Genomic DNA, 17662 nt, shown 5'->3' on the forward strand with positions numbered 1-17662 from the left:
CGCTGCCCTCCATTTAAATACCACCCCTTTTTTCATTGACCACGCAGAAACAGCCGATCGAGCGCTTTCATGCTCATTTGCGTCCAGGTCGGGCGGCCATGGTTACACTGGTCACTGCGCTCTGTACGCTCCATATCGCGAAGTAACGCGTTCATTTCATCGACGGTTAACCGCCGGTTGGCACGTACGCTGCCATGGCAAGCCATGGTCGAAAGCAGCTCATGGATGCGTGCTTCCACTTGGTGAGTTCGGCCAAATCGCGAAAGCTCTTCAAGCATTTCACGCACCAGCGCTTCGGGGTCCGCCTGGGCCAGCAGAGCAGGGAGTTGCCGCACTAGCAGGGTTTCAGGCCCGGCTACGTCTAACTCAACGCCTAGCTGGATAATGGCATCGCGCTCGCTCTCTGCGGTGGCCACTTCCGTGCGGCTTGCGGCCAGAGAAACAGGCACTAGCAACGGCTGGGCATCAATCCCCTTGGCTGCCGCCAGCTGATTTTTCATACGCTCATAAACAATCCGTTCATGAGCGGCATGCATATCCACTAACACTAAACCTTTCGCGTTTTGCGCCAGAATATACACGCCATGCAACTGACCTAGGGCGAAGCCCAACGGGGGCGCCGCGGTGGCATCGTATTCAGGCATGCTTAACGGCGCTTCTCGTACTTCATTGGCCTTTGCGGGATTAACACCTGGGCCACTTGGCTGTGGTGTTAATAGGGTCTCTTCGTGGCCGGGGTGCAGCGCTTGATAGCCTTGCATAAAGCGGCGCACCCGCTCGGCACCGGGGTGGCGCTCAGGGCTATCTGCCAGCGGCATGCCCTGCTGCTGCCAGCGCGGCGCAGAGGGCTGATTTACCGACTCACCCGGCGCTTCATCGGCGACAGCACCACTCTGCTCGGGGTTTTGCGTGCCTTGAGCATGACCCTGCTGCTGCTCATCATCCGGCTTAGAAGCAGCCAGGCAGTGGTGCAGGCTAGAGTAAAGAAAGTCGTGCACCATGCGGCCATCGCGAAAGCGAACTTCATGCTTGGTAGGGTGCACGTTGACATCCACCACATCTGGATCAAGCTCAAGGTAAAGCACAAATACAGGATGGCGGCCGTTAAACAACACATCACGGTAGGCTTGGCGTACCGCATGCGCCACCAAGCGGTCACGCACCACACGGCCATTCACAAAGAAATACTGCTGATCCGCTTGGGAGCGGGAGTGCGTCGGCAGGCCTACCCAGCCGCTTAATCGCAGCCCCCCCGCTTCGCGCTCGATATAGCGGGCGTGTTCGATAAAGCTTTTGCCTAGCAGCGAGGCAATGCGCCGCTCACGAGCGGCAGGCGTAGCGCCCGGCGGCAGTTGGTGAACCACCTTCTGGTTATGGCGCAGCACCCAGGCAATATCGTAACGGGACAGCGCTTGGCGCCGAAATGCCTCCTCAACGTGGGCAAACTCGGTTTTTTCAGTGCGCAAAAACTTGCGCCGCGCTGGCGTATTAAAAAATAGGTCGCGCACCGCGACACTGGTACCACGAGGATGAGGAGCAGGTGTCACCCGCGCCTCCATACCACGCCCCTCAGCCACGACTCGCCAGCCTTGGCGCGGGTCATCCTCGGCATTCGAGACTAATTCTAGCCGCGATACCGAACTGATTGAGGCCAATGCCTCACCACGAAAGCCCAGCGAGCTAACCCCTTCTAGATCCTCAAGGCTGTTGATTTTGCTTGTAGCGTGACGCGCCAACGCTAACGGCAGGTCTTGCTCGCCAATACCAATACCGTCATCGCGCACCTTGATCAGCCGAGCACCGCCCTGCTCAATCTCCACCTCAATGCGCTGGCTACCCGCATCAATCGCATTCTCAATCAGCTCCTTGGTCACCGATGACGGACGTTCAACAACTTCCCCCGCGGCTATTTGGTTAGCCAAACGGGGGTCAAGCACATGAATACGCATTGGCGTAGCGATCAATTCAGTCAACCGGCACCTCAGAAACTCATCATCATGAACTAGGAATGCGTAGCACTTGGCCAACACGAATCACATCGCCATTTAGGTCGTTGGCCTGCCGGAGCTGGTTAACGGGCACTCCATGGCGAATTGCAATCGCCGATAACGTATCCCCCGACTGGATTCGATACTCATTACCACTGGGTCGGCGATGGTTGTCACGCTGCCAGGCCAGCAGGCTTGCCGGAGGCGGGTTGCGTTCGAAATGCTCGCGCATGCCCTTAAAGATAGCAGTGGATAGCCCCTGCTGATGCACTGGGTCACGAAGACGTCGCTCTTCATCGGGATTAGAAATAAATCCAACCTCGATCAGCAAAGAAGGAATATCCGGTGACTTAAGCACCATAAAGCCCGCTTGCTCGACTCGCGACTTATGCAAACGATTAACGCGCCCCAGTTGCTCTAGCACCTGCCCCCCAATAGAGAGCGAGTCGTTTAATGTGGCGGTCATGGTGAGGTCAAGCAGCACTCCGCGCAGTACCTGGTCTTTATCGCGCAGGGAAAGATTGCCATCAACACCGCCGATTAAATCTGCACGGTTTTCGCTATCGGCCAACCACTGAGCAGTTTCTGACGATGCACCCCGCTGAGAAAGCGCATACACCGAGCTGCCCTGGGGGCGTGGGCTGGTAAAGGCATCAGCATGAATAGAGACAAAAAAGTCAGCCTTCTGGTCCCTGGCAAGCTGCGTGCGCTGACGAAGCCCTAGATAGTAATCACCATCGCGAATCAACACCGCTTTAAAGCCAGTGGCACTATTTATCTCTGCCGCTAAGCGCCGAGATATCTCCAGCACGACATCTTTTTCTCGGGTGCCTGCAGGGCCAATTGCGCCTGGGTCTTCACCACCGTGCCCTGGATCAATGGCAATGATAATATCGCGCTGCGGGTGCGCCTGGGCTGGCTGAACTTCCGCTGGACGCTGCTCAGCGGGCGGCGCTGCTTGGCTAACGGGCACCTGCGCATCCGCCTGTACATTAGCGCGCTGGGCCATTATCTCTTGATCGCGGATCATCGCCTCAATAGGGTCAATGGGATTTTCTACCGCACTCTCACCCGGGTACTCAAGGTCGACCACCAAGCGATGGCCGTACTGATCATTAGGGGGAAGCGTAAAATGGCGCGGCGATATTTCACGGTTAAGCTCCAACACAACCCGCAGGCCACCGCCGTCTCGGGTTCCAGTACGGACAGCATCAATAGCGCTGCCGTCCAGTGGCAAGGTGGAGGCGTCGGTGTCCATTCGACTCTCGTCAAGATCGATCACCAGGCGCGCAGGGTTATCCAGCGAGAAAACATTGGCAGTGGCCGCTGCAGAAAGGTCAAACACCAGGCGCGCATGATCAGGGGCTGACCATAGCCGCATACTTTCAACCGTTGCCGCTTGTAACGATGAAACGCTTGCTGTGAGGGCTAAACACCCAGCTAAGAATATGCGAGCCAGGTGCTTTAGCGTGCCGTTCATATCCATTGAGTCACACCATGCTCCTGTTGCATGTTATCTGCTTGCTTGGCAAGGGCTTCCACAACGCTCTCACCGAAGGTACTGCCTGCCGTCAACAGCGCCCGTCGCCCTTGGCCTGCGACGCTAAGCTCAATGCGTAAATCTGCCGCAGGCAACCAACCTTCACCGCGGCTTGGCCACTCGATAAGACAGAGCGCGTCGTCGGCCAGTACATCTCGACCACCAATAAACTCAAGCTCTTCAGGGTCAGAGAGGCGGTATAAATCCAGGTGATAAATACGCTGCTCGACTAGCTCATAAGGCTCAACCAGGGTGTAAGTTGGGCTTTTCACCGCTCCTTGATAGCCGTAAGCCCTCAACACCCCCCGTGTTAATGTGGTTTTTCCAGCGCCTAAGTCGCCCTCTAAATAAACACGCCCGTGGCCTTTTAGCGCCAGTCCCAACGCCTCTCCGAAGGCAACGTGGGTCACTTCATCTTTCAATTGCACTTGCATGTTGGACGCCTTCACGGGTTGATTAACGCTCGTGCATAGGATGCCAGATCACTCGCTAGTAGGCCACGCTCCCCCTCTGCTTTTGCAGCTTCGTCTCCTGCCAATGCATGGGTCATTACTCCCAACCACGCAGCTTGCTCACGACTACTGCACTGGGCCACCAATGTGCCTAGCATGCCACTCAGCACATCGCCCATGCCACCGCTGGCCATGCCGGGATTGCCGTAAGGACAAACGACTAGGCCCGTTGGCCCAGCCACTAAGCTACCCGCGCCTTTTAATATAACAACGCCACCCCGTGCGCGTTGAAGTGCCTGCGCTGCAGCGGGCCGGTCTGACTGAACGTCTGCCACCGTGCAACCCAGCAGCCGCGCGGCTTCGCCAGGGTGAGGGGTTAAGATCCAGTCATCGCGGCGCAGATCCGGCCAATGACTAGCCAGCAGATTAAGTGCGTCGGCATCAACAACAAGCGGTGCCTGTGACTGGAGAGCGCATTGTAGCACTGCCTGACCCCACGCCCCCTGCCCTAACCCTGGGCCTACCACCACAACATCGGCCTGTGCAGGCAGTTCACTGGCCTCCGCGGCGCCGCGTACAGCATGAGCCATTACTTCCGGGCAACGCACTAAGCTCGCCGTTATATGGTCAGGAGAGGTTGCTAAACTGACCTTACCAGCGCCTAAACGCGCCGCCGCATGGGCAGCAAGCAAGGCCGCTCCTCCAAATCCCGGAGCGCCCCCCATCACCAGCACATGCCCCAAGCTACCCTTATGGCTGGTTCGAGAACGCGGCGTAAACGTTTCCTGCAGCAGCGAGTCGTCTAACCGCCAAGCAGTCGGCGGAATGTCAAAAAACACCTGGGCTTTCACCCCTAACGGGCGGAAGTCAATATCGCCGGTATAGGCAGGGGCATCGCCAGTGTGTAAGCCGATTTTATCGCCAATAAACGTAACCGTGCAGGAAGCCTCAACCGCCAGCCCCAGCACGGCCCCGCTATCGGCAGCGATACCCGATGGAATATCTAACGCCAGCACCGGTTGATGGGCAGCATTGATCGCCACGATAGCGCGGCGCATGTCACCTTCCACATCTCCTGCGAGCCCAGTACCAAGAAGCGCATCAACAATGACTTCGCCTACCAGCGCGGTAGCCGCCTGCCACTCCTCGCAGCCCACGCCTGCAGCAGTCGCAAGCTCTGCCGCCCGGGCGGCATCCTCTTTTAATGCGTGCAGAGGCTTAAGAGTGATGCGCTGCACCTTTAACCCCGCCTGCATCGCTAGAGCCGCTAGCACGTGGCCATCACCACCATTATTACCACTGCCACACAGTACCGTTACGCTGCGCGCCTGGGGCCAGCGAGAACGAAAACTGTGCCATGCACTAGAGGCAGCCCGCTGCATCAGGGCAAAGCTTTCAATCCCCCCTGCAATCGTCCGGCGATCGAGCTCACGCACTTGAGCCGCTTTATAAAGGGGGCGAAGCGAAGAAGTACTTAACGTGGGCACGATCTCTCCTTGAATCTGGTAATGGGGCTAGCCGATAAACGGCAATATCACAGTGTTACGGCGTAGATGTTTCGTCGACATTTTGCGATGGCAACTAATGCGGTAGCATAGCGCGCTTAACGCGCCAACGTTGACTTACCATGCCAAGCTCCACCACCTTTGCATTATCTAGTAATGAGCTGCTGCGTCTTGCCAACCTAATCAAAACCTGGGGACGAGAACTCGGTTTTCAGCAGGTAGGCATTACTGATACCCAGCTTGCCGCCCACGAGGCCCATCTTAATAGCTGGCTTGAGCAGGGCTATCACGGCGAAATGGGCTTTATGCAAAAGCATGGCACTAAACGCACGCGCCCAGAAGAGTTAGAGCCAGGCACCCGCCGCGTGGTCAGCGTACGTATGGATTACCTGCCTGCCGAGGTTGAAAGCGCTAAGGTGCTTGGCCAACCTCAGCGAGCCTATGTCTCCCGCTACGCCCTTGGCCGCGATTATCACAAATTAATGCGTAAACGCTTAGCCCAATTGGCAAAAAAAATCGAGCAGGAAGTCGGCGACTTCGGCTACCGGGCGTTTGTGGACTCAGCGCCAGTCATGGAGCGTGCATTAGCACAAAAGGCCGGACTGGGCTGGTTTGGCAAAAATGCCATGCTGCTCAACCCGAAAGCGGGCTCGCTATTTTTTTTAGGTGAGCTCTACACCGATCTGCCGCTACCGGTAGACGCACCGTTTGAACAGGAGCACTGCGGGAGCTGCAGTGCTTGCCGCACGGCTTGCCCAACGGGCGCCATCGTTGACGATAAAGTGGTCGACTCGCGCAAATGTATTTCCTACCTCACTATCGAGCTACACGGCGCGATCCCACTTGAATTTCGCCGCGCCATGGGTAACCGCGTTTACGGCTGCGACGACTGCCAACTGGTTTGCCCTTTTACTCGCTTTACCCGCACGACCCAGGAGGCTGACTTTGCGCCGCGCCATGACCTGGATCGTGCCGACCTTTGCAGCCTCTTCGCCTGGGGCGAAGAGGAGTTTTTAGACAAAACGGCGGGCAGCCCCATCAGACGCATTGGATATGAGCGCTGGCTGCGCAATATCGCCGTTGGCCTGGGCAACGCGCCCTGGAGCGAGGCCGTGGAAGCCGCCCTATGGGCGCGTAGGGCCTATCCAAGCGAACTCGTGCGTGAGCACGTCACCTGGGCTCTTGAAGAGCAGCACCTCAAGCGCAATGCGCGCATTACCAGTGAGGCTTATTAACCGCCTTACTCTTCTTCATCATTTCCAGAGTCAACGCGTAAAAATGTACTCCGGTAGTGGGCCAGTTCAGCAATCGACTCTTTAATATCATCCATGGCTAAATGCACGTTTTGCTTTTTAAAGCCTACCAAAGCACCAGGATTCCAGCGTTTTGCTAACTCTTTTAGCGTCGAAACGTCCAGGTTGCGGTAGTGAAAGAAATCGAGCAGCGCAGGCATTTCGCGTTCCAGAAAACGACGGTCCTGGTGAATGCTGTTACCACACATCGGCGACGACCCCGCCACCGCGTACTGCTGCAAAAACGCTAGGGTTTGCTGCTCGGCTTCGGCTGTTTCCACCTGACTTGCTTTGACACGGGCGACTAAGCCAGACTCGCCGTGGGTTTTCTGGTTCCAGTCATCCATTTGTGCCAGCAGGCTATCAGGCTGTTTCACCGCAATCACCGGCCCTTCCGCCACCACGTTTAAATCCGCGTCGGTAATGAGCGTCGCCACCTCGATGATGCGCTCTTTGTTAGGGTCCAGGCCGGTCATTTCCAAATCAATCCACACCAATAAGTCATCACGGGGTGTGACACTGTCAGCAAGTTGCTTGCTCATTACGTTCATTCCTTGGCCGGTATCGCCACTCGATAAGGCGATTTGAGTAAAAGTGTCGCTTATATTGTCGTCACCAGCACCCTATACAGGACAGTCGAGTGCCCAGGTGGGTACAATGCCCCTATTGTACCGAGCATCGGGTGGTCATGAGCAAACGTAAATTAAGTCGCCAGCAGCAGTGGCGAGTCGATAAAGTCCAGGCGGAACGTGCCCAGCGTGCAGAAAAGCGCGATGTAAAGGACGCAGAGAAACTTGCCGCTGGCGAATACGGTGCCGAACAGCCGGGCCGGGTAATGGCACACTTTGGCCGCACGCTAGAAGTGCGCGATGCCGACGGCACGCCCATTCGCTGTCATCTGCGCGCCAATTTAGATGGTTTAGTGACCGGTGACCGAGTGATTTGGCGGGCAGGCCAGGATGGCTCCGGCGTGGTGGTAGCACGAGAAGAGCGCGACAGTGTGCTTAAACGCCCTGATCCTCGCGGCCAGCTTAAACCCGTGGCGGCTAATATCGACCAGCTGCTGATTGTATTTGCCGTTGAGCCAGCCCCCCACCCCAATCTAATTGATCGCTACTTGGTCGCCGCCGAGGCGACGGGTATTGCGCCAGTGTTAGTGCTTAACAAAACCGACCTGCTGCCTGAAGATGGCGGTGAGCTAGGTAAGCTGTTGGAGCGCTATCGCAACCTAGGCTACCCGGTAGTGCGAACCACTATTGCCAACGATGCCGGCCTTGAAGCGCTGCGCCAGCAGCTGGAAGGGCGTACGTCGGTATTTGTTGGGCAAAGCGGTGTCGGCAAGTCATCGCTTATCGACCTCCTGCTTCCCGATGAAACCCTGCGCATCGGCGCGCTGTCGGAAGACTCGCGTAAAGGCACGCACACCACCACCACAGCCAGGCTCTACGCCATGCGCAGTGATGAGGTGAGCGACGGCGAGCTAATCGACTCCCCTGGGATTCGTGAATTTGGATTGATTCATCTTAACGAGCAGGAGGTCACCGACGGGTTTATTGAATTTCATCCGTATATTGGCCACTGCCGCTTCCGTGATTGCCGCCACCGAAATGAGCCGGGTTGCGCTTTACTTGAAGCCGTTGAGGCAGGCAAGATTCATCCAGAACGCTTTGCTAGCTACCGACGTATTCTCGATAGTCTGAACGCTTAACGCTAACGCTTAGCGCTATCGCCTTAAATTTTAATGCCTTAAGTTCAAGGACAGGGAGCCGTACATGAGCACCGTCAGTCACTCATCGGAAACCAATGTACTGCCGTTAATTGTTGAGCCAGAGCAACTGCATGAGCATCTGGGCGACGAACAACTATTGATCATCGACGTACCAGCGAACGGCGATAGCTATCGCCAGGGCCACGTGCCCGGCGCTATTTACCTAGATTTTCGCTATCTAATGCGCGGCGAAGGGCCAGTACCCAACGATGTGCCCAGCACTGAGTTTCTTTCACAGTTATTTAGCGCGCTGGGTCTCACCCGTGATACCCACGTGGTCGCTTACGATGATGAAGGCGGTGGCTGGGCGGCACGTTTGCTGTGGACGCTAGAGCTGATTGGCCACACCCGCTACTCCTATTTAAATGGCGGCATTCACGCTTGGCGAGACTCCGGTTTAAAAGAGAGCACTGAGTCAGCCGCTCCCACGCCAAGCAGCTACCACGCCGAGATGCTTAATCCGCTCGCGCTGATCACCTGTGATGAAATCAAACAGAAGCTGGATGATAAACAGTTCGCGGTGTGGGATGCTCGCTCCAAAGCGGAGTACGACGGCGAGAAAGGCAATAACAAGCACCTTGGCCATATCCCGGGCGCGGTAAATATGGACTGGGTTAACGCCATGGACCACAACCGCGCGTTGCGTATTCGCGATTACGCCGAGCTGATCACGGAGCTACAAGCCATGGGACTGACACCCGATATGGAAGTTGCTACCCACTGCCAGAGCCACCACCGCAGTAGCTTTACGTGGCTGGTGGGTAAGGCGCTAGGCTTCAACATTCGTGGCTACGCGGGCTCCTGGGGTGAATGGGGCAACCGCGACGATACACCGATTGAGAAGTGAAGATAATACTGTGACATTTTCCCAAAAAGCCTTTTCGCTACTCCAATACCCATTGCCCCACCACGCGCTTTCGCGCCTGACCGGCAGGTTCGCCCAGTGCGATAATCCCTGGGTAAAAGACCCCCTGATTAAGGCGTTTATCAAACGCTTTAAAGTGGACATGAGCCAAGCGCTGGAGCCAGACCCGACAGCCTACGCTACCTTTAACGACTTTTTTACCCGCGCCTTAAAGGCAGATGCCCGCCCACTGGGCGAAGGCCTGCTAAGCCCAGCCGATGGCACGCTTTCCCAGTACGGCCACTTAACCGCAGGCCAGCTGGTTCAGGCTAAAGGGCACACCTTCTCTGCACAAACCCTGCTAGGCGGCGACAGCGCGCTGGCGGAGGAGTTTATGGGCGGGAGCTTCGCCACCGTTTATCTCTCACCTAGCGACTACCACCGGGTGCATATGCCGGTTACCGGGACGTTGAGGGAGATGATCTACGTGCCGGGGAGGCTTTTTTCAGTGAATCAAGCAACGGCCAACTACGTGCCAGGCTTGTTTGCCCGTAACGAACGTTTGGTATGTATTTTTGATACCGAAAATGGCCCCATGGCCATGGTGCTGGTTGGCGCGATGATTGTCGCCGCTATTGAAACCGTTTGGTCGGGCCAAGTAACACCACTTTCTGGTCACCCCCAGCGCATGCAGTTTGGGCAGCCTATTGTGCTGGAAAGAGGTGCTGAAATGGGCCGCTTCAAGCTCGGCTCTACCGTGGTTATGTGCTTTGCCAAACCCATCAACTTTGACAACAACCCGCTCGGCGCCAAAGTAGAAATGGGGCAACACCTGGGTTCACCTTAATGGCTAACAGTTAGGCGTTGAAAATGCGAGCACGTCTTCCAGGCGTGCTTTGCCCATTGCCAGCTGAATCAAACGGTCAATCCCCAGCGCCACACCCGCGCTTTCTGGCATACCACGTTCAAGTGCGGCCAGCAGTCGCTCATCCACATCTACTTCTGGCAGGCCCAATTTACGCCGTTCCGCGTTATCTTCGTCAAATCGCTGGCGCTGCTCTTCAGCATCAATCAGCTCATCATAGCCATTTGCCAGCTCAACACCGTTTAAGTAAAGCTCAAAACGGGAGGCGACCCACTCGCCGTCGGCATCCTGATGTCGGCGTGCCAGCGCCGCTTGGCTAGCCGGGTAATCAAGCACAACACTTAGCTCCTGTTGACCTAGCTGCGGCTCAATCACCATGCTCATCAATAGATCCAGGCAGGTATCACGCCCCTCTTTTGCTAGCGTTTGAGCAGACATATGACCACGCTCTGCAGCCAAGGTCCGCAAGGTCTCTAGCGAGGTAGTAAATGGATCCACTGCTAAGTACGTATGAAAAAGTTCCCGATAGCGATAACGCACCACCGGACCTGCAAAGCTTGGTAGCACATTGGCAACCAGCGTGGTGGTCTCATCAATCAGCTGCGCCAGCGTAAATGCAGGGCGGTACCACTCCAGCATGGTAAATTCGATATTATGCCGCGCCCCCACCTCCCCATTACGGAAGCTCTTGGCAAGCTGAAAGATTGGCCCACTTCCTGCCGCCAAAAGTCGCTTCATATGAAACTCTGGAGAGGTTTGCAGCCACAGCTTGCGCTGGCCCTTATCGGTGCGCGCTAACGTAGAAAGCGACGCTAGGTGCACATCTGTGCTGCCCCCCTGCCCTAAGATCGGCGTCTCCACTTCCAGCACGCCTCTCTGGGCAAAAAAGGCCCGCACAATAGCTATTAAGCGAGCACGCTCGTGCAGTGTTTCAATCGTCGCTGTTGGCTGCCAGTTAGCTCTCATTTAAGTATCCTCAGCGTAATAAAGCCACGCATGACTCATCGCGTGGCTTTATAAAACAGATGCTTCCCGGCTAACTGACCGCCGTGCCCTAAAGCGGTGTTTATGCTCGAGACACGTAGTCACCAGAACGCGTATCAATCTTTAATACTTCACCCTGGTTGATAAACAGAGGGACACGAACCACAGCACCGGATGAAAGCGTCGCAGGCTTAGAACCGCCTTGTGCTGTATCACCTTTCAAACCAGGATCAGTCTCAACGACTTCTAGTTCAATAAAGTTAGGCGGCGTAACGGAAATCGCTTTGTCATTCCACAGCGTAATCGTGTAGGGCACCTGCTCTTTCAGCCACTTGATGGTATCGCCTAGCGCTTTTTTCTCTACTGCATACTGCTCAAACGAGCCATCAGTCTTCATGAAGTGCCACATATCTCCATCGTTGTAGAGATACTCCATCTCCAAATCCATGACGTCAGCGCCTTCCAGCGAATCACCAGATTTGAACGTCTTCTCACCCACACGGCCTGTCATCAGGTTACGCAGCTTAACGCGGTTAAACGCCTGGCCCTTGCCCGGCTTGACCAGTTCGTTTTCAACGATTGAGCAAGGATCTCCGTCGAGCATTACTTTCAGACCGGCCTTGAATTCGTTGGTAGAATAGTTCGCCATAAATGTCTCTCAATTATCCATTTCAGTTATTTGTTTCAACAGGTGGTGCGCGAAGCCACACTATGCCGCCGTCAGCTTGCTTATGTGCCAGCAGCGTTGCAAATGGCGTCGTTAAATAAGTGCGCGCATGATAACCCGAAGGAGGGCTTTTTTGCAGGAGAACATCATTATTGCCGCTAAGCAGACGCCTGCCCAGGTATCTCTTTCATGGCAGCAGCAGCTTTCCCAAGCGATCCGCGACCCAAATGCGCTTTGCAAACGCCTTGGTTTGAACAGCCAGTGGTTGCCCGGCGCTTCTGCTGGGCACGCGCTGTTTGATATCTGCGTCCCTGAAGCATACCTGGCACGTATCGAGCCAAATAATCCGGCAGACCCACTACTGCTCCAAGTGCTGCCTGTTAGCGATGAAACCCTAACACCAAAGGGCTACGTATTAGATCCGCTAGAAGAGGCCGAACACCGACCAGCCAAAGGGCTTATTCACAAATACGCTGGCCGTGTGCTGCTTATTGCAAGCCCTAACTGTGCTATCAACTGCCGCTACTGCTTCAGGCGTCACTTCCCTTATAGCGACAACGCGCCTTCACGCGCCCAGTGGCAGGAGGCCCTCGACTATATCCGCAACGACGCCTCCATCCACGAGGCGATTCTCTCTGGCGGCGATCCACTGGCCGCCAGCGATCGTCAACTGGCGTGGCTAGTGGCACAACTCGAAAGCATCCCACACCTAAAACGGCTGCGCATCCATACACGCTTACCGGTGGTTATACCCGACCGTGTGGATGATGCCCTGCTTGGCTGGCTCGCGGCGACTCGCTTACAAAAAGTGGTGGTACTGCATATTAACCACGCCAATGAAATTGACCAACCTGTGGTCGATGCTTGCGCCCGCCTAAAACACGCAGGCGTGACACTGCTTAACCAAAGCGTGCTGCTCAAAAGCGTTAACGACAACGTGCCAACCCTGGCAACTCTCTCCGAGCGGCTGTTTGAAGCTGGGGTACTGCCCTACTATTTGCATGTGTTTGATCCCGTGCAAGGCGCAGCCCACTTTGATGTTCCCGACGAAGACGCACAAGCACTGGTAAAGCAGCTGCTCGACCACTTACCCGGATTCCTGATGCCCCGGCTGGTCAGAGAAGTACCTGGCAAGGCCAGTAAGACGCCTCTGTAAGTGTAACGAACGGGTTGTCCACACTCATGTTTCATGGCGGTGCACCGGAGCCGTCTACGCACCAATATAAAGCAGCTTAAGACTATGGAACGCTCATCCAGTCGCCTGCCCATTCTGAATAAAAAAATATAACCACATGTAAAATATGTATTTTTTATCTATCGGCCAATATCTTGCTATGTATAAACAGGTAACACACGGGGTATTGGCCGCTAACGCTGCCGCACAATAGAGTTTCCAATAGAACGCTAGGGTTCCGACACCATCAACGATACGCCCCTGATGAGTGTGACTGGTCCGAGAGCGATCGACCTTGTGAGCCACAAGGTTACACGGCGGGATAAAAGCCCGGGAGGATAAGGCACAGTGATGCGCCGATGCCCCTTGAGTTTTTTTTAGCCGCTGGAGGCTCCCATGACTCGCTCTACTCGCACTCCTTCAAAACGTCTGCTGCTCGCCCCACTTTCTGCTGCCCTGCTGGCATCGTCGCTCGCGGGCACATTTACCTCCCCTCAAGCACATGCTCAAGAGCGTGATACCTTTAGCGTTTGTTGGTCGATTTATGCCGGCTGGATGCCTTGGGCCTATGCCGATGTGGAAGGCATCGTCGATAAGTGGGCCGACGAATACGGTATTAGCATCGATGTGGTGCAGGTCAATGACTACGTTGAGTCGATCAATCAGTTTACCTCAGGCAACGTTGATGGCTGCGCCATGACCAACATGGACGCCCTCACCATTCCCGCCGCGAGTGGTGTTGACTCCACCGCTCTCATCGTTGGCGACTACTCCAACGGTAACGATGGCATCGTTCTAAAAGACAGCGACACGCTTGCTGACATCGAAGGCCGTCGCGTCAATCTTGTGCAATTTAGCGTTTCTCACTACTTATTGGCACGAGGCCTTGAAAGCGTTGGCCTAACAGAGCGTGATGTTGAAACGGTCAATACGTCCGATGCGGATATAGTTGGCCTGTTTTCCAGTAGCAGCACGGAAGCCGTCACCGCTTGGAACCCACAGCTAAGCGCCATCGCCGACATGCCAGATGCCAACGTGGTCTACACCTCTGCAGAAATCCCCGGTGAAATCCTCGACCTGATGGTAGTCAACACCCAAACACTGGCAGATAACCCTGCGCTTGGCCACGCCCTGGTGGGTGCTTGGTACGAAGTGATGGGATTAGTCGACGCTAACGACGAAAACGCCCTCACCATTATGGCCGACGCTGCAGGCACCCACCTAGAGGGCTATCTTGAGCAATTAGAGGCTACTTACCTTTATACCGACCCGGCAGAAGCCATTGCGCTAATGGAAAGCCCAGACCTGCTGACCACCATGGAGCGAGTTGCCGAGTTCAGCTTTACCCACGGCCTGCTAGGCGATATGGCACCCAATGCAGGTGTTGTGGGCATAGAAACGCCAAGCGGTGTCTTTGGCGATGAGAGCAATGTGCAACTGCGCTTCGACCCAAGCTTTACCAAAGCTTACCTCGACGCCCAGTAACACCTTGTATGGGAGCGGTAGTTCGCCGCTCCCCCACTCTTATCTGTGGACACCGCCATGAAGCGATTAATCAACCTTACGCCCTCGCGGGGCGGCCGCTGGCTTTTGGGGCTGCTGCCATTTCTGCTGCTGGCGATGCTCTACATGAGCCTCTCCAACGCAAGGCTGGCGGAAAACCCCAACGATCGCCTACTTCCAACGCCCTCTACCATGGCAAGCTCTTTTTACCACTTGGCTACCGCAGAAAACGTGCGCACCGGGCAGATTGTACTGTGGACCGACACCTTCGCAAGCCTAGAGCGTATTGTGATTGGGGTAGGCATTAGTGCCTTGATTGGCTTGGTGGTGGGCATTCTAAACGGTGGTATTCCGCTTATTCGCGCCAAACTCTCGCCATTGGTGACCGTCGCCTCACTGATTCCGCCCATGGCGATACTGCCAATTCTATTTATCGCTTTTGGCACCGGCGAAGCCGCTAAAATTGCGCTGATTGTGATTGGCGTAACGCCCTTTCTGATTCGCGACCTGCAAGGCCATGCCTTACGGCTGCCCGATGAGCAGTTGATCAAAGCACAAACCCTAGGAGCCAGTTCCTGGCAAGTGCTGTTAAGAGTGTTGCTGCCCCAGCTTACCCCACGGCTACTAAACGCCACCCGCTTGGCACTCGGTACCGCGTGGCTTTTTTTGATCGCCGCAGAAGCGATTGCCGCCCAGGAAGGGTTGGGCTATCGCATTTTCTTGGTACGCCGCTACCTCTCTATGGACGTCATTCTGCCCTATGTGGCTTGGATCACTCTGCTGGCGTTCCTGCTTGACCAGCTGTTGGCCTGGATTTCTCGACTGGCATTCCCCTGGTACCACTCAGGCGAAGGAGATAAGTCATGAGCCTGCTGGCGGCCAAACTATTAGAGAAGCACTACGGTAACCATGTGGTGCTCGAAAACCTGAATTTTAGCGTTGAGCCTGGAGAGTTTGTCACCCTAGTGGGTGCTTCCGGCTGCGGTAAAACCACCTTTCTGAAAATGCTATTAGGCACCGAAGCCATCTCACGCGGCAGCTTAACCCTAGATGATCAGCCCATTCCCAATGAGCCGGGGCCGGATCGCGGCGTGGTATTTCAGAAGTACTCCGTATTCCCCCACTTAACCGTGCTCGGTAACGTGATGATTGCCGATGAGTTACATAGCTCAAAACTATTGGGCAAAAGCGTTGGGACTGCCAAGCGACACGCGATAGAAAAAGCCCGCGCTCGGATTTATGAAGTGGGCCTTAGCCATGCGCTTAACAAATACCCCCATGAGCTTTCCGGCGGTATGCAGCAGCGCCTAGCCATTGCACAAGCGCTAATGATGCAGCCGCGTATTTTGCTACTCGACGAGCCTTTTGGTGCCCTAGACCCAGGCATTCGCCAGGACATGCACGTGCTGATCAATCGCCTGTGGCAAGAGCAGCAGTTGACGATTTTTATGATCACCCACGACCTAAAAGAAGCCTTTGAGCTGGGTACACGGCTATGGGTCTTTGATAAAACCCGCCACGACCCGCAGGCACCAGAAGCGTTTGGGGCCACGATCACCTATGACCTGCCTATCTCCCGAGATCGCCCATCAACAGCACTCAAAGAAGCGCTTAGCCAAGGCGGCTTGAAAACTCACACCCAGGAGACGCTGCTATGACAGACGCTGTTATGAATCGCCAACCCGCTTACACCACCCATTTACCTGGCGGGCATCACTGGTCGCTGCGCCTGCGCCGCGGCACCACGCTCACCCTGACCGCTAAAGAAGTCGATAGCAACGTGGGGATGCTCTTCTATAACCCTGAAAACCTGTTGGAACGCTTAAACCTGCCTGACACCTTAAAGTGCCAGCACACCTTTAAGCTCACTCAGGGGCACTGCCTCTACTCGGACATGGGCCGCATTTTTGCTTCTATCACTCATGACGACCTGGGCTGGCACGATAGCGTTGGCGGCAATCTCATGCCCCATCATCTGCTGAAGAAGGGCTGGCAGCCGGTCAGCTATCAACAGGCCCACAACGATTGGACGCTCACCGGCTTCGACGCCTTTCTGGTTGAACTTGCCAAGTACGGCCTGGGCCGCCGTGATATGGCCGCCAATCTCAACCTGTTTTCCCGCGTTGAGAGCAACGACGACGGCAAGCTGCGCTATGTCTCGGGCCACTGCCAGCCTGGCCAAAGCGTCACGCTGCGCTTTGAGATGGACACACTCGTGCTGCTGCACACCTGCCCACATCCCCTCGACCCCAGTGCTGACTACCCCCGCCGGGGCGTGGATATCGCCCTAGGCACCGCCGAGCCAGTGACAGAAGACGACCCCTGCTATCGCTCACGGCCTGAAAATGCCCGTGGCTTTGCCAACAATCGCCTCTACCACCTCGGCTTATAAGGGAGACGCCAGATGATTATTGAAAGCACCCTACGCCCCGAAAACGCCGTGAGCCGCACCACGGTCAACGCAGGCGATCACTACATCGGCACCGTCAAGCGCGGCCAAACCCTGCGCATTCTCGATCTAGAAGGCAACCAAGCCGCTGACACACTTTTCTTCAGCGCCGACGATACCGCCGAGCGCTACAGCGCTATGGATACGGTACGCGAACAGGGCGCGGTTTACCTCACTGCAGGCACCACGCTGATGTCTAGCGAAGGCCGCGCCATGCTAACGATTACCGCCGACACCTGCGGCCGTCACGACACCCTAGGCGGCGCCTGCGCCAGCGAAAGCAACACCGTGCGCTACGACCTGGAAAAGCGCCATATGCACTCTTGCCGGGATAACTGGATGCAGGCGATTGCCAACTTTCCAGAGTTTGGTCTGACCAAGCGCGATATCACCCACAACATCAACTTCTTTATGAACGTGCCGGTCACCGCCGACGGCGGACTGACGTTTGAGGACGGCATTTCAGCGCCAGACAAATACGTGGAGATGGTCGCCGAGATGGATGTGATCGTGCTGGTCTCCAACTGCCCCCAGCTCAACAACCCCTGCAACGGCTACAACCCCACGCCTATCGAGCTATTGGTTTGGGAATAATCGATTCGCCCTAGGGACGACCCTAGAAGGCCAAGCA

17 protein-coding genes and 1 riboswitch are annotated in these 17662 nt (G+C 55.8%); of the genes, 10 read left to right on the top strand and 7 right to left on the bottom strand.

What is annotated here, in order from left to right:
* Window positions 1-32: 32 nt before the first annotated feature.
* Genes mutL through P8S54_RS04355 form a run of 4 tightly spaced genes read right to left on the bottom strand, consistent with a single transcriptional unit; the run spans window position 33 to window position 5467 of the window.
* Complete coding sequence (gene mutL / locus P8S54_RS04340) at window positions 33-1949, bottom strand: DNA mismatch repair endonuclease MutL (RefSeq protein WP_281444062.1); 1917 nt, start codon at window positions 1947-1949, stop codon at window positions 33-35.
* A 46-nt stretch (window positions 1950-1995) separates the two neighbouring features.
* Window positions 1996-3474, bottom strand: a complete 1479-nt coding sequence (locus P8S54_RS04345; protein ID WP_281443359.1) for an N-acetylmuramoyl-L-alanine amidase — start codon at window positions 3472-3474, stop codon at window positions 1996-1998.
* Window positions 3465-3962 carry a tRNA (adenosine(37)-N6)-threonylcarbamoyltransferase complex ATPase subunit type 1 TsaE gene (tsaE, locus tag P8S54_RS04350; protein WP_281443360.1) on the bottom strand — a complete coding sequence of 166 codons (498 nt, stop codon included), beginning with the start codon at window positions 3960-3962 and terminating at the stop codon, window positions 3465-3467. The genes P8S54_RS04345 and tsaE overlap by 10 nt, the downstream gene beginning before the upstream one ends.
* Window positions 3963-3973: 11 nt before the next feature.
* Window positions 3974-5467: an NAD(P)H-hydrate dehydratase gene (locus P8S54_RS04355; RefSeq protein ID WP_281443361.1), complete on the bottom strand. Its 1494-nt coding sequence runs from the start codon at window positions 5465-5467 to the stop codon at window positions 3974-3976.
* 140 nt (window positions 5468-5607) lie between these two features.
* On the opposite strand from P8S54_RS04355, the gene queG reads away from it, so the two are divergent.
* Window positions 5608-6720, top strand: a complete 1113-nt coding sequence (queG, locus tag P8S54_RS04360; protein WP_281443362.1) for a tRNA epoxyqueuosine(34) reductase QueG — start codon at window positions 5608-5610, stop codon at window positions 6718-6720.
* Window positions 6721-6725: 5 nt separating this feature from the next.
* Here the strand turns inward: queG and orn are convergent, their stop codons facing one another.
* Window positions 6726-7319 (bottom strand): oligoribonuclease, encoded by a 594-nt coding sequence (gene orn / locus P8S54_RS04365; protein ID WP_281443363.1) that lies wholly within the window; start codon window positions 7317-7319, stop codon window positions 6726-6728.
* 146 nt (window positions 7320-7465) lie between these two features.
* Between orn and rsgA the strand changes: the two genes are divergently transcribed.
* From rsgA to asd, 3 genes are all read left to right on the top strand, one after another.
* Complete coding sequence (rsgA, locus tag P8S54_RS04370; protein ID WP_281443364.1) at window positions 7466-8485, top strand: small ribosomal subunit biogenesis GTPase RsgA; 1020 nt, start codon at window positions 7466-7468, stop codon at window positions 8483-8485.
* Between the two features lie 64 nt (window positions 8486-8549).
* On the top strand, window positions 8550-9392 hold the full coding sequence (locus tag P8S54_RS04375; RefSeq protein WP_281443365.1) for a sulfurtransferase: 843 nt from the start codon (window positions 8550-8552) through the stop codon (window positions 9390-9392).
* Window positions 9393-9402: 10 nt separating this feature from the next.
* Window positions 9403-10236: an archaetidylserine decarboxylase gene (gene asd, locus P8S54_RS04380; protein ID WP_281443366.1), complete on the top strand. Its 834-nt coding sequence runs from the start codon at window positions 9403-9405 to the stop codon at window positions 10234-10236.
* 3 nt (window positions 10237-10239) lie between these two features.
* Here the strand turns inward: asd and epmA are convergent, their stop codons facing one another.
* Together epmA and efp are read right to left on the bottom strand one after the other, a co-directional pair.
* Complete coding sequence (gene epmA, locus P8S54_RS04385) at window positions 10240-11220, bottom strand: EF-P lysine aminoacylase EpmA (RefSeq protein WP_281443367.1); 981 nt, start codon at window positions 11218-11220, stop codon at window positions 10240-10242.
* Window positions 11221-11320: 100 nt separating this feature from the next.
* Window positions 11321-11887 (bottom strand): elongation factor P, encoded by a 567-nt coding sequence (efp, locus tag P8S54_RS04390; RefSeq protein WP_009099922.1) that lies wholly within the window; start codon window positions 11885-11887, stop codon window positions 11321-11323.
* A 151-nt stretch (window positions 11888-12038) separates the two neighbouring features.
* Between efp and epmB the strand changes: the two genes are divergently transcribed.
* The 6 genes from epmB (at window position 12039) to P8S54_RS04420 (ending at window position 17625) form a co-directional block, all read left to right on the top strand.
* On the top strand, window positions 12039-13061 hold the full coding sequence (gene epmB / locus P8S54_RS04395) for an EF-P beta-lysylation protein EpmB (RefSeq protein ID WP_281443368.1): 1023 nt from the start codon (window positions 12039-12041) through the stop codon (window positions 13059-13061).
* A 237-nt stretch (window positions 13062-13298) separates the two neighbouring features.
* A riboswitch (guanidine-I (ykkC/yxkD leader) is annotated at window positions 13299-13418 on the top strand.
* 57 nt (window positions 13419-13475) lie between these two features.
* Window positions 13476-14564, top strand: coding sequence for a putative urea ABC transporter substrate-binding protein (locus P8S54_RS04400; RefSeq protein WP_281443369.1), 1089 nt, complete (start codon window positions 13476-13478; stop codon window positions 14562-14564).
* Between the two features lie 57 nt (window positions 14565-14621).
* On the top strand, window positions 14622-15449 hold the full coding sequence (locus tag P8S54_RS04405; protein WP_281443370.1) for an ABC transporter permease subunit: 828 nt from the start codon (window positions 14622-14624) through the stop codon (window positions 15447-15449).
* Entirely contained in the window at window positions 15446-16240 is a 795-nt protein-coding gene (locus P8S54_RS04410) for an ABC transporter ATP-binding protein (protein ID WP_281443371.1), read from the top strand. The genes P8S54_RS04405 and P8S54_RS04410 overlap by 4 nt, the downstream gene beginning before the upstream one ends.
* Window positions 16237-16974, top strand: coding sequence for an urea amidolyase associated protein UAAP1 (locus P8S54_RS04415; protein WP_281443372.1), 738 nt, complete (start codon window positions 16237-16239; stop codon window positions 16972-16974). Before P8S54_RS04410 ends, P8S54_RS04415 begins: the two co-directional genes overlap by 4 nt.
* A gap of 12 nt (window positions 16975-16986) precedes the next feature.
* Window positions 16987-17625 (top strand): urea amidolyase associated protein UAAP2, encoded by a 639-nt coding sequence (locus P8S54_RS04420; RefSeq protein ID WP_281443373.1) that lies wholly within the window; start codon window positions 16987-16989, stop codon window positions 17623-17625.
* Window positions 17626-17662: the final 37 nt, after the last annotated feature.

It is taken from the genome of Halomonas sp. M1 (assembly GCF_029581375.1).
GTDB lineage: Bacteria > Pseudomonadota > Gammaproteobacteria > Pseudomonadales > Halomonadaceae > Vreelandella.